This window comes from Tabrizicola sp. (genome assembly GCF_036781545.1).
Taxonomy (GTDB): Bacteria; Pseudomonadota; Alphaproteobacteria; order Rhodobacterales; family Rhodobacteraceae; genus Tabrizicola.
The window spans coordinates 1-12326 of sequence record NZ_DAIQAT010000002.1 but is presented as its reverse complement, the minus strand read 5'-3'; the positions used below and the strand labels follow the sequence as shown (position 1 = coordinate 12326).

12 protein-coding genes are annotated in these 12326 nt (G+C 65.6%); 3 read left to right on the top strand and 9 right to left on the bottom strand.

Annotated features, from left to right (window positions below; genetic code table 11):
* Positions 1-24: 24 nt before the first annotated feature.
* A complete protein-coding gene (locus tag V7Q39_RS00805) occupies positions 25-954 on the bottom strand; it encodes a substrate-binding domain-containing protein (RefSeq protein WP_333814301.1) in 930 nt (309 codons plus the stop codon).
* Between the two features lie 315 nt (positions 955-1269).
* Here V7Q39_RS00805 and V7Q39_RS00800 point away from each other — a divergent pair, with 315 nt between their 5' ends.
* Positions 1270-2295 (top strand): LacI family DNA-binding transcriptional regulator, encoded by a 1026-nt coding sequence (locus V7Q39_RS00800; RefSeq protein ID WP_333814300.1) that lies wholly within the window; start codon positions 1270-1272, stop codon positions 2293-2295.
* A 29-nt stretch (positions 2296-2324) separates the two neighbouring features.
* On the opposite strand, the gene V7Q39_RS00795 is transcribed toward V7Q39_RS00800, so the two are convergent.
* From V7Q39_RS00795 to V7Q39_RS00785, 3 genes are all read right to left on the bottom strand, one after another.
* Positions 2325-3755, bottom strand: coding sequence for an aldehyde dehydrogenase family protein (locus V7Q39_RS00795; protein WP_333814299.1), 1431 nt, complete (start codon positions 3753-3755; stop codon positions 2325-2327).
* A gap of 120 nt (positions 3756-3875) precedes the next feature.
* Positions 3876-4634, bottom strand: coding sequence for a molybdate ABC transporter substrate-binding protein (gene modA, locus V7Q39_RS00790; protein WP_333814298.1), 759 nt, complete (start codon positions 4632-4634; stop codon positions 3876-3878).
* Between the two features lie 63 nt (positions 4635-4697).
* The gene (locus V7Q39_RS00785) at positions 4698-5063 is read right to left on the bottom strand and encodes a winged helix-turn-helix domain-containing protein (protein ID WP_333814297.1); all 366 of its coding nucleotides are present in this window, start codon (positions 5061-5063) and stop codon (positions 4698-4700) included.
* A 262-nt stretch (positions 5064-5325) separates the two neighbouring features.
* Between V7Q39_RS00785 and V7Q39_RS00780 the strand changes: the two genes are divergently transcribed.
* Positions 5326-6273 (top strand): helix-turn-helix domain-containing protein, encoded by a 948-nt coding sequence (locus tag V7Q39_RS00780; protein WP_333814296.1) that lies wholly within the window; start codon positions 5326-5328, stop codon positions 6271-6273.
* Between the two features lie 144 nt (positions 6274-6417).
* Positions 6418-7935: an aldehyde dehydrogenase gene (gene adh / locus V7Q39_RS00775; protein ID WP_333814295.1), complete on the top strand. Its 1518-nt coding sequence runs from the start codon at positions 6418-6420 to the stop codon at positions 7933-7935.
* Between the two features lie 63 nt (positions 7936-7998).
* Here the strand turns inward: adh and V7Q39_RS00770 are convergent, their stop codons facing one another.
* From V7Q39_RS00770 to V7Q39_RS00750, 5 genes are all read right to left on the bottom strand, one after another.
* Positions 7999-8571 carry a cupin domain-containing protein gene (locus V7Q39_RS00770; RefSeq protein ID WP_333814294.1) on the bottom strand — a complete coding sequence of 191 codons (573 nt, stop codon included), beginning with the start codon at positions 8569-8571 and terminating at the stop codon, positions 7999-8001.
* On the bottom strand, positions 8568-9407 hold the full coding sequence (locus V7Q39_RS00765; RefSeq protein ID WP_333814293.1) for an ABC transporter permease subunit: 840 nt from the start codon (positions 9405-9407) through the stop codon (positions 8568-8570). The genes V7Q39_RS00770 and V7Q39_RS00765 overlap by 4 nt, the downstream gene beginning before the upstream one ends.
* The gene (locus tag V7Q39_RS00760) at positions 9404-10312 is read right to left on the bottom strand and encodes an ABC transporter permease (protein WP_333814292.1); all 909 of its coding nucleotides are present in this window, start codon (positions 10310-10312) and stop codon (positions 9404-9406) included. The genes V7Q39_RS00765 and V7Q39_RS00760 overlap by 4 nt, the downstream gene beginning before the upstream one ends.
* 1 nt (position 10313) lies before the next feature.
* Positions 10314-11411, bottom strand: a complete 1098-nt coding sequence (locus V7Q39_RS00755; protein ID WP_333814291.1) for an ABC transporter ATP-binding protein — start codon at positions 11409-11411, stop codon at positions 10314-10316.
* On the bottom strand, positions 11404-12326 hold a 923-nt coding region (locus V7Q39_RS00750), incomplete at its 5' end, for an extracellular solute-binding protein (RefSeq protein ID WP_333814290.1). The genes V7Q39_RS00750 and V7Q39_RS00755, both read right to left, overlap by 8 nt.

The following is a 12326-nucleotide window of genomic DNA, read 5'->3' as shown; positions in this document are numbered from 1 at the left end:
GAGGTCAGAAAACGCAGTCGCGCCTCAGTTTCCGCCCATGATCTTGTGATAGACCGGCGCCGTGTCCTTGCCGTACAGCGCACCGGTGATGATGTTGAAGCCCAGCGGGATTCCGTCACCCTCCATCAGCAGCGAGGACAGGCACAGATACGAGGTCGCCTGCGGATCCTGCCACATCCCGGCGTTGACATAGCCGTCCATCACCTCTTGCGTGGTGTCGAGCGAGTTGCCCCAGCCGACGACCGGGATCTCGCCCGGCTGCACACCGGCCTGATCCCAGACCCGCTTGACCGAGCCCGTCACCATGTCTCCCAGACCGATCATCGCCTTGATCTTGCCGCGGTTGGCGGTGACGTAGTCGGTCATACGGGTGATGACCTCGGCCTGGTCGAGCGTGGCGTCGGTGACTTCCCAAGTGATCCCCAGGGGCTCGAACACCTCCTTGATCCCGGCCTCCTCCTCGACGCCATAGGACGCGCCGGGCACCTCGACCGGCATCCAGACGAAGTCGCCCGCTTTCACCAGTTCATGATCCACCAGGTACTGCGCCCAGGCCTTGCCGACCGCGTGCAGGTCGCCGCCGACATAGGCATTCCAGTTGGGCGCCGAATCCGAGGTGTTGAAGTTGATGATCGGGATACCCGCGGCGCGCGCTTCGGCCACGACATCGACCATCGAGCCCGGGTCTGGGCTGGTCGAGCAGATGCCGTCGGCTCCCGCCGCGATGGCCGCGCGCACCGCCTCCTGCTGGCTCGGCACGTCGCCCGAGTGGAACGAGGTGTTGACCGTGTTCCCGGTGGTCTTGGCGAAGGCCTCGGCGCCCTGCAGGAAATAGGTCCAGACCGGATCGGCAGGGCCGCCGTGCGAGACCCAGTAGAAGGTCTTGCCTTCGGCGGCGGCAAGGCCGGTCGTCAAGGCGAGGGTGGCAGCTGCACCAAGCAATTTCCTGAACATTTGGGTTTCCTCCCTGATACCCTTGGTCTTTTGATTTGACGGCCAAAGCCGTTCGTTCCTCGACGGCCGGGCCGTCAGCAACGACCACCCGATTCAACCGGTGGCCATGGCGACTGCTCCCGTCGCTTGATGGTTCTCCTGATCGGCAGTCGGGCCGCATCCCTCCCTGTGCGACCGCTTCCTCCCGTCGCGCTTCATGCGCGCGGCCAGCCCCGGACAGGATCAGCTTGCGGGATGCGTCAGAATGTCACAACCTGAAATCACATCAGATTACATCAGCGCATCTGCGCCGGTGCAGAGGCAAGGACTTGTGCGATGGGGAAGACCACAATCGTCGACATCGCCCGCAAGGCCGAGGTCTCGACTGCGACCGTCGATAGAGTGCTGAACGGTCGCCCCGGGGTGTCAGCCGCCAACCGCCACCGTGTGCTGCACGCCGCCAAGGAACTGGGCTACCTGCCGCTGGAGGGCATGGTCGCGCTGCCCTCACGCCCGGTCCATCTCGAATTCTTCATTCCGATGGTGCAGAACGGCTTCATGGGCGAGCTGGTCACCGCCATCCGCCGGTTCGCGGCGACCATTCCGCTGGTCGCCTCGTGCAACATCCGTGCGCTGGACGGATTCGGGCCTGAATCCCTGCTGCCTGCGCTGGAAACGATCTCGCTGCGGACCAGCGGCATCGGGCTCGTCGTCGCCGATCACCCCAGATCGCGTGAGGCGATCCAGCGGGTCTGCGAGGCGGGCCTTCGCGTCATCACCATCGCATCGGATGTGCCGGATTCGGGCCGCTCAGCCTATGTCGGGGTCGACAATACGGTGGCGGGCCGCACCGCCGCGCTTCTGATGGGGCGCATGGCGGGTGGCGGCGGCGGGTCCGTCGGCCTCTTCATGGGGTCGCGCGCCTATGACGGCCATCACGGCCGCGAAGCCGGGTTCCGCGCGGTGCTGGAACGGGACTTCCCCTCCCTCTCGCTGCTTCCGCCCATCGAAACGGGCGAAAGCAGCGACCGGACTCGCGCGGCGATGACGCAGCTCTTGCGCGTCACGCCGCAGTTGGCGGGTGTCTATTGTGTGGGGGCCGGTCGAACCGGCATCGTCGCAGCGCTGGAAGAGGCCAGGCCCCAGCGCCGCCCTCTGGTCTTCATGCATGATCTGACCGACCGCACCCATGCATGGCTGGCCGAGGGTATCATCGACGTGGTCATCGACCAGAACGTCCAGCTTGTGGGGGAACAGGCGGTGATCCGCCTTCTGGGGGCAATCGCTGCCTCGGTCCCCCAACTGCGGCTGAAGGACATCGAACCGCGCATCATCACGCGCGAGAACATCCCGCTCGGCTGAGCGCGGTTCGGTCGCCGGACTGTGTGGTCTCAGTCGCCGTATCCGACGATGCCCTTGACCTCGCAGAAGTCGTGGATGCCCCAGTCCGCATATTCGCGCCCGTTGCCGGATTGCTTGTAGCCGCCAAAGGGGGCGGAGGTGTCCCAGTCCGGGTAGTTCAGGTTCACCGTCCCAGCGCGAAGCTTGCGGGCCACCGGCTTGGCGTCCTCCACCGGACCGGCGATATAGGCGGCCAGGCCGTAGACAGTGTCGTTGGCCTGCTGGATGGCATCCTCGATGCTGTCATAGGGCTGGATCGCCAGCACCGGGCCGAAGATTTCCTCCTTCGAGATGGTCATGGCATTGACCACATCGCCGAAGACGGTGGGCCGGACGAACCAGCCGCGATTGAGATCCGCCGGACGCCCCACCCCGCCGGTGACAAGGGTGGCGCCCTCGTCGATCCCCGCCTGGATCAGGCGCTGGACCTTGTCGAACTGCAGCTTGGAGACCAGCGGGCCGAGCACGGTATCCTCGTCGCGCGGATCGCCGACCTTGATCGCGTCGGCGGTGTCCTTGGCAACCTTCAGTGCCTCGGCCTGCCGGTCGCGGGGCACCAGCATCCGGGTCGGCGCATCGCAGGACTGGCCGGTGTTCGACATGACCGCGTTGACACCTGCCGCCACCGCCTCGGCGATGTTCGCGCTGGGCAGGATGATGTTGGGGCTCTTGCCGCCCAGTTCCTGCGCCACGCGCTTGACGGTCGGCGCGGCGGCGGCGGCAATGGCCGTCCCGGCACGGGTCGAGCCGGTGAAGGACACCATGTCCACCTCGGGATGCGAGGACATGCGCGCCCCAACCTCGGGCCCGGCGCCGTTGACCAGGTTGAAAACACCTTTCGGAACGCCCGCATCATGCAGCACCTGCGCGAACAGCGTCCCGGACAGCGGCGCGATCTCGGAGGGTTTCAGCACCATGGTGCAGCCCGCGATCAGCGCCGGCGCGACCTTGCAGGCGATCTGGTTCATCGGCCAGTTCCAAGGGGTGATCAGGGAACAGACACCGATGCCTTCGTAGACGATCCGCGTCGAGCCGCGGTTGTACTCCCAGACCATCTCCTCGGCCGCCTTGATCGTGGCCTCGATATGGACCTGTCCCGCCCAGGCCTGCGCATTGCGCGCCCAGGTGATCGGCGCCCCCATCTCGGTGGACATCACCTGGGCGAAGTCCTCGTAGCGCTCGTTGTAGATGTCGAGGATGCGCTTCACCAGCGCTATGCGGTCCTTCACCGGCGTGTAGGTCCAGCCGTCGAAGGCCGCGCGGGCGGCCAGGATGGCGCGGTCGGCGTCCTCGGCACAGCCCATCGCGACCTCGCAGACGATCTCCTCGGTCGCGGGGTTTTCTACCCCCACCCGGTTTTTCGAGATCGGATCGACCCATTGGCCATCGATGTAGAACTTCAGCATGTTGGCGGGGATCATGGGCGGGCTCCGTCTTGGTCCGATGGTTGCGTCAGGCCCGACAATGGACTTGTCCTGCGTCAACGTCAAACGCGCAGCGACAGGGCCGCTGCGCGCGAAGGCCGTTTCTTCCGGCTTCGGTCAGTTCAGGATGGCAAAGCCCTGCTCGGTGAATTTGGCGTCGGCAGAATCCGCCGACAGCGCCTCGAAGAAGGCCTTGTCCGCTTCATCCGCCGCGCCGGTCAGCAGGGTGGCGGGGTAGACGATAGGCTTGTGGCTGTCGTTCGGGAAAGTTCCGACGACGGTCACGTTCTCATCGGCCACAGCATCCGAGGCATAGACGATGCCATAGGGCGCCTCGCCCGACGACACCAGGGCCAGCGCGGCGCGCACGTTCTCGGACTGCGCGACCGACCCCTCGACCGTCGGCCAGATGCCCAGCTTCTCCAGCGATTCCTTGCCGTATTGTCCGGCCGGGACCGAATCCACCATCGCCATCGACAGCTTGCCGTCGCCGAGCAGCGTCTTCAGGTCGAAACCCTCGCCGATTTCCACCGAGGCGGCGTCCTTGCCATGGGCGACAAGGACGAGCGTGTTGCCAAGAAGATCCTCGCGGGTGTCGGGAACGACCAGCCCGGCCTTCTCGACCTCGTCCATCCAGTTCACTGCCGCCGAGATGAAGATGTCGGCGGGCGCGCCTTCGATGATCTGCTTGGCAAGCTGGTTCGACCCGGCGTAGCTGATGGTGACGGTATTGCCGGTGGCGGCCTGGAAATCGGCGGCCACGGCATCGAGGGCGTTCTTCAGCGAGGCCGCGGCGAAGACGACGACCTCTTCCGAAAAGGCGGGGGTCGCGATCGTTGCGGCAAGGGCCGTGGCAAGGGCAAGGCGGCGAGTCATGATATCCTCCAGTCGATATTTTCCGCTGGACATATCAGTCCGACGGCGACGGAGTGGCAAGCGTTATTTTCCTTGGGAGCGTTCGCTTCCGGTCTTCTCGCGCAGCATCCGTTCCATCGCCTGAAGCGGCTCGGCCGCGGCCTCCTCTGCCTTGGCCACGACATCGCGATAAAGCCGCAGCACCTCGGCCCCGGCCTCGGTCAGCTGGGCGCCGCCGCCGCCCTGTCCGCCTCGCGCGCTTGTGACAAGGGGGGTGGCGAAGGCCGCGTTCATCTCTTCGACCAGCATCCAGGCGCGCTTGTAGCTCATCTCCATCTGCCGCCCCGCCGCGGCGATCGAGCCGGTATCCCGGATGCGCCCCAGCAAGTCCGCCTTCCCCGGGCCGATCACGACCCCGTCGAACAGAACGCGCAGCTTCAATGCCGTCATGATCTATGCCCTCGTAAGAACCAGCCTGATCTTTCCTCGGTGGCTTGTCCGTTGCAAGCCTCTGCAACTCTCTGGACAGCCGACACCCCGCCTGCGATATTTTTGAAGGCAAATGACAGCCGAAAAACCCCGAGGCGCGCGCACCTGCGCCGCCGGGTCGGGTTTCGGCCCCATGAGGATGCATGGCGGACAGCCAGCGGGGCTGCAAGATTAAGGGAGTCGAGGAACGCTTCTGCGGGGGCGCAGACCTGGGGAGGAGGACATGCAGACGCCGGCAAGCCAGCACGTCACGCGCATCGAGACCGCCATCCGGTCGGGTCTCGCGGCCCGCTCTTCCGTCGCAGCCTCCTGGGCGCGGTCGGCAACGCTCTACCAGCTGGACCCCGCTGCTTCCGCTTCCGGCGTGGCGAACCGGCTGACCGCCCCGGAACTGGCCCAGGCGCGTGAACGCATGGGCGCGCTGCTGCCGACGGCGGCGCCACATCTGGACCGGCTGTTCCAGACCGTCGGCGGGCTTGGCGCCTGCATCGTGCTGGCCGATGTCGAAGGCGTGGCGCTGGACCGGCGCGGCCATGCCGGCGACGACGGTGATTTCGAGGCGGCGGGTCTCTGGACCGGCACCGCATGGTCCGAGGCACGGGCCGGAACCAACGGCATCGGCACCTGTCTGGCCGAGGGCCGCGCCGTCACCATCCATCGCGACCAGCATTTCCTTGCGCGCAACATCGGCCTCAGTTGTTCCTCTGCCCCGGTCTTCGGGCCCGAGGGCGACCTGATGGCAGTGATCGACGTCTCGACCGCGCGGGCGGACCTGCCCGAGGCCGTCAGCGGATTGATCGGCGTGACGGTGGGCGAGGCCGCCCGCCGGGTAGAGGCCGACCTTTTCGGCCAGAGCTTCCATCGCGCCCGCGTGGTCCTGGTGCCGGGCACCGACCGGGGAATCGGTGCCCTGCTGGCGGTCGATGCACAGGACCTGGTGATCGGCGCCACCCGCGCGGCGCGGCAGCATCTGAACCTGTCGGGTAATCTCCTGCTGTCGCCGCGGCCGCTGGCCGACGTGCTGGGACAGGGTGCGGACGACAGTTTCGCGGATGCCGAGCGCGCGGTCATCGCGCGGGCGCTGGCGCGCACCGGCGGGAATGTCTCGGCTGCCGCGCGGGCCCTCGGCCTCAGCCGCGCGACCCTGCATCGCAAGATCGACCGCCGCTGACGGCAGTTTGGCGGGCGATCTGTCGCAGAACTGCGACAGGTGGGCGGCCTGTTCTGGCCCGCCCCGGATGACCGACTCGGCGCTTCGCCGCAGCATGGCTTCAGGGTCGCCTGGAGGAGGCGGCTGAACCGAGGAGGAGAACACATGACCAAGATGGATCCCAAATCCCTGACCGCGGCACCCTTCGCCAAGCGCTATGACAACTTCATCGGCGGCGAATGGGTCGCGCCGAAGTCGGGCCGCTACATGGAGAACATCTCGCCCGTCACCGGCCAGGTGGTCTGCGAAGTGGCCCGGTCGGACGCGAAGGACGTGGAACTGGCGCTGGATGCGGCGCACAAGGCCCGCAAACGCTGGGGAGAGACCAGCACCACCGAACGCTCGAACATCCTGCTGAAGATCGCGCAGCGCATCGAGGACAACCTTGAAGCCATCGCCATCGCCGAGACCTGGGACAACGGCAAACCCCTGCGCGAGACGATGGCCGCCGACATTCCGCTGGCCATCGACCATTTCCGATACTTCGCTGGCGCGATCCGCGCGCAGGAAGGTTCGATCGGCCAGATCGACAATGACACCGTGGCCTATCACTTCCACGAACCCCTGGGCGTCGTCGGGCAGATCATTCCGTGGAACTTCCCGATCCTGATGGCGACCTGGAAGCTGGCCCCGGCGCTGGCGGCGGGCAACTGCGTGGTGCTGAAACCCGCGGAACAGACCCCGGCGTCGATCATGTATCTGATGCAGTTCGTCGCCGACCTTCTGCCGCCGGGCGTCCTGAACATCGTCAACGGCATCGGCGAGGAAGCCGGCGTGGCGCTGTCCACCTCGAAGCGTATCGCCAAGATCGCCTTCACCGGCTCCACCCCGGTCGGCAAGATGATCATGAAGGCCGCCGCCGACAACCTGACCAACATCACGCTGGAACTGGGCGGCAAGTCGCCGAACCTCTTCTTTGCCGACGTGATGAACGAGGATGATGCCTTCCTCGACAAGGCGCTGGAAGGCTTTGCCATGTTCGCGCTGAACCAGGGCGAGGTCTGCACCTGCCCCTCCCGCGCGCTGGTGCAGGAATCGATCTATGATCGCTTCATGGAAAAAGCGGTCAAGCGGGTCGAGGCCATCGTCGCGGGCGACCCCCGCGCCAGCGCCACGATGATCGGTGCTCAGGCCAGCCAGGAGCAGTTCGACAAGATCACCTCCTATCTGGACATCGGCCGGAAGGAAGGCGCGAAGGTGCTGACCGGCGGCGCGGTGAACCATTTCGGCGGCGATCTGGCCAAGGGCTTCTACATCCAGCCGACGATCTTTGAAGGCAACAACAAGATGCGGATCTTCCAGGAGGAGATCTTCGGGCCGGTGGTTTCGGTCACGACCTTCAAGACGCTGGAAGATGCGCTGGAGATCGCCAACGACACCGTCTTCGGTCTGGGTGCGGGCGTCTGGAGCCGCGACACCAACACAGCCTATCGTGCCGGTCGCGGGATCGAGGCGGGTCGGGTCTGGACCAACTGCTACCACGCCTATCCGGCCGGGGCGGCGTTCGGGGGCTACAAGCAGTCGGGCATCGGGCGCGAGACGCACAAGATGATGCTGGACCATTATCAGGAGACCAAGAACCTTCTGGTCAGCTATTCGCCCAACAAGCTCGGCTTCTTCTAAGGCCGGGGCAAAAGCGGGAAAGGGGGCGCTGGTCGCCCCCTTTTCATGCGCGCCAGTTGCCTGCTACCGGGTGGAAATCTCCGGCCCCGCGATGTGCACGGCCAAAAGGCAGCCGTTCGGCGTGTAGGAATGATGTTCCGTCCCATCGCGATAGAACACCAGATCGCCGGGGCCCAGCACCTTGCCGTCATCCTCGATCAGTTGGCCCTCGATGATCAGGAATTGCTCGTGCCCGTTGTGGATGTGGCGGCGTGTTGTCATCCCGGCGGGCATCCGGTAGACGTGGAAGCCCTCGCCCAGCGGCATGTCGCTGTCGAGTTGCAGGATATCATCGCCGAAGGCCTGTCCGTCGGGATAGACGAAGGGCCGGAACTCGGCGTCGTGGATGTTGGCGATCTTGCGATCCTCGGGGGCGAAGGTCATCGGCGGGTCTCCATCTTGGGTCGCGTGGGGTGCGGGAAGGTTGCGGTCGGCGAAGAACAGGTCCGGATGCAATCGGTCATGTGCGGCGGCCACGCGGTAGGCCTCCAATTGCGCAGGGCTGATCCGGCCCCGGACATACAGCGTCATCGCGCAGGCGTAGCGATCACGGCCCGAGCCCTTGGCGCCGAGCGGTATGCCCAGAAGCGCCGTCATCCGTTCGTCCGATAGGCAAGCCGTTCGTCCGCCAGTCTGCGCGCCTCGGTCCGGTTCATGATGATGCCTGCGACGATCACCCCCAGGCCCACGGCCAGCACCATCAGCGTCGCCAGCGCGTTGATGTCGGGGGTGACGCCCAGCTTGACCTTGGACCAGATCAGAAGCGGCAGCGTCGTGGAACCGGGTCCGGTGGTGAAGGAGGTGATCACCACGTCGTCCAGCGAGATGGTGAAGGCGAGAAGCCAGCCGGACAGGATCGCGGGCGAGATGACCGGAAGGGTGATGTCGAACAGCACCTGCCAGGGGCGTGAGCCAAGGTCCATCGCCGCTTCCTCGATGGCGCGGTCGAACTGCAAAAGACGCGCCTGGACGATGGTGGTCACGAAAACCATCGAGAAGGTGATATGCGCCAGCGTGACGGTGGTGAAGCCGCGCTGTGCGGGCCAGCCGATCCATTGCGCCAGAAGCAGGAAGAAGATCAGCGAGGAGACGCCGGTGATCACCTCGGGCATGATCAGCGGCGCGGTGACGAGCCCGCTGAACAGCGTGCGGCCCCGGAACTTGCCCATCCGCACCAGGGCGATGCCGGCCAGGGTGCCCAGGATGGTGGCGAGGGTGGCGGAGACGAGGGCGATCTTCAGCGATAGCATCAGCGCCTCGATCACCTTGGTGTTGGACCAGAGCGCGGCATACCACTTGGTCGAGAACCCGCCCCAGACCGTCGCCAGCCGCGAGGCGTTGAAGGAATAGACGATCATCGACAGGATCGGCACGTAGAAAAAGGCAAAGCCGAAGGCCAGCATCGACAGAAGGAAGGTCGGGCGGCGCTTCATTTCGTGCCCTCCGCCCGCGCCTGGTAATGGCTGTAAAGCATCGTCGGAATGACCATCAGCGCCAGCAGCGCGACCGCCACCGAAGAGGCCATCGGCCAGTCCCGTGCCGAGGAAAACTCGTCCGAGATCACCCGCCCGATCATCGGGGCCCCTGCATCCCCGACCAGCGAGGGGATCACCAGCTCGCCCGCCGCCGGGATGAAGACCAGAAGGCCCCCCGCGATGATGCCGGGGATCGACTGCGGCAGGGTCACGTCCAGGAACACCTGCCAGGGCCGCGAGCCGAGGTCCAGCGCGGCCTCGTCCAGCGTCGGGTCCAGCCGTTCGAGGCTGGCATAGAGCGGCAGGATCATGAAGGGCAGGTAGGTGTAGACCATCACCAGCACGACGGCGAAGTTGGAATGCATCATCGGCAGCGACTTCACCGCCCAGTCCACCGGCACGACCCAGTTCCAGACCTCGGTCAGCGCGGCGTTGAACCAGCTGGATTTGCCCATCAGCCCCATCCAGGCATAGACGCGCAGCAGGAACGAGGTCCAGAACGGCAGGATCACCAGCATCAACAGGATGTTGCGCCAGCTTTTCGACACCCGCGTCAGCGCCAGCGCCATGGGATATCCGAGCAGAAGGCAGAAGACCGTCGCCGTCGCGGCATTCATAAGCGAGATCAGAAAGGCGCGGACATAAAGCGCATCGCCGAAAAGGCGCGCGTAGCCGCCAAGGTTGATCCACGGGTGTTCACCGCCGAAGGAGAAGGGCGGGGCGGTGGGGGTCTTGGTCGCGACCGACATGGCGACGACGATCAGGAACGGGAGCAGGAAGAACAGCACCAGCCAGACATAGGGCAGCCCGATGATCAGATCGGACCAGCCGGTGCGGTCGAACCAGGCTTTCAGCCGCGCCATGTCAATCCCCCAGCACGATGGCGGCACCGGGATCGAAGGACAGCCAGACCCGGTCGTCCCAGTCGGCCACCCGCGCCGCCTCGTCCCCCCGCCGCGCGTTCACGGCATGGACCTGCACCAGTGCGTCCGATGGCAGGGTGATGCGGTAGAGGCTGTCCTTGCCGAAATAAGCGAGGTCCTTGACCACCCCCTCGACCGCATTCGCCGCCTCGGGCCGCGCTTGCGAGATGGTGATCTTCTCGGGCCGCAGCGCCAGCGTCACCGATTGCCCCTCGGTGATCCCCGGCACGTCGCGCGCCAGCACCTCGGTCCCGAAATCCGCCACCTTCAGGCGCAGCTGGCCAGCCTCGCGCCCCGTGACGGTGGCCGCAAAGGTGGTGATCGAGCCGATGAAGGACGCGACGAAGCGGTTCGCCGGGAACTCGTAGACCTCGGTCGGGCTGCCGACCTGGCGCACCTCGCCCTTGTCCATCACCGCGATCCGGTCGGCCAGCGTCATCGCCTCTTCCTGGTCGTGGGTCACGACGATGAAGGTGACTCCGGTGCGTTCCTGGATCGACATCAGCTCGAACTGGGTGTGCTCGCGCAGCTTCTTGTCCAACGCGGCCAAAGGTTCGTCCAGCAGAAGAAGCTTCGGATGCCGCGCCAGCGCCCGGGCCAAGGCCACCCGCTGCCGCTGCCCGCCGGAAATCTGGTGCGGCTTGCGCTTGGCGAAGGGGGTCAGCTGCACCAGATCCAGCATCTCGCGCACCCGCTCGGCCCGCGCGGGTTTGGTCATCGGCTCGTGCTTCAGCCCGTAGGCGACATTCGCCTCCACCGTCATATGCGGGAATAGCGCATAGGACTGGAACATCATATGCACGGGCCGAAGCCAGGGCGGCACCCCGGCCATGTCCTTGCCGTCCAGAAAGATGCGTCCCGCCGTGGGCTCCTCGAACCCCGCCAGCATCCGCAAGAGCGTGGTCTTGCCGCAGCCCGACCCGCCCAGGAGCGCGAAGATCTCGCCCTGCGCGACCGACAGCGTCACGTCGCGCACCGCCTGGAACGCGCCGAAGGTCTTCGACACGCCCTCGATCCGCAGAAAGGCCGCGTCAGCCACCTGTCTTGATCTCGGTCCAGATGCGGGTCAGCTGTTCTTCCTGCTCCGGCGTCTGTGGCTGCGGGGTGTAAAGGCGGCTCAGCACCTCGGCATCGGGATAGACCGCCGGATCGCCCGAGATCGAGGGATCGACCAGCGGCGTCGCAGCCTTGTTCGCATTGGCATAGCCGGTGAAATCCGTGCATTTTGCGATCACATCGGGCCGCAACAGGAAATCGATGAACTTGTGGCCGTTGTCGACATTGGCGGCGTCGGAGGGAATGCTCCACAGGTCGAACCAGGCGGGCGCGCCGGTCTTCGGCACGAAATAGGCCAGGTCGATGTCGATCCCCGCCTCGGCCGCCCGCGCTTTGGCAACGCCATAGTCGCCCGACCAGCTGTTGACCGCGCAGACCTCGCCGTTGGGCAGCGTCGTCAGGTAATTGGTGTTGTCGAAGGTCGTGATATATCGCCGGATCGGCGCCATCAGCTCGGCGAGCTTGCGATAGTCGGCCTCGGTCGCGGTGTCGGAGTCGATGCCAAGATAGCGCAGCGCCATGTAGCCGAAGTCGGTCGGGCTATCCAGGATCGACAACCCGCATTCTGCCAGCTTCGCGGCATTCTCCGGCTTGAAGACGGTGTCGAGCGATTCCAGATCGGCGTCGGGCAGAAGCTCTTTCACCAGGTCAAGGTTGTAGGCCATCCCGACCGAGCCCCAGGTATAGGGCGCACCATATTCATGACCGGGATCGAAGCCTTCGACGATCTTCAGGATATCCGGGTCAAGATTGGCCCAGCCCGGCAGCTTCGACCGGTCCAGCTTCTGGTAGACCCCGGCCTTGGCCATCATCGGCAGCGTCAGCCCCGACTGCAGCACCACGTCATAGCCGGTGGCGCCCGCCAGCATCTTGGCCTGCGCCTCCTCGCTGCTGGCAT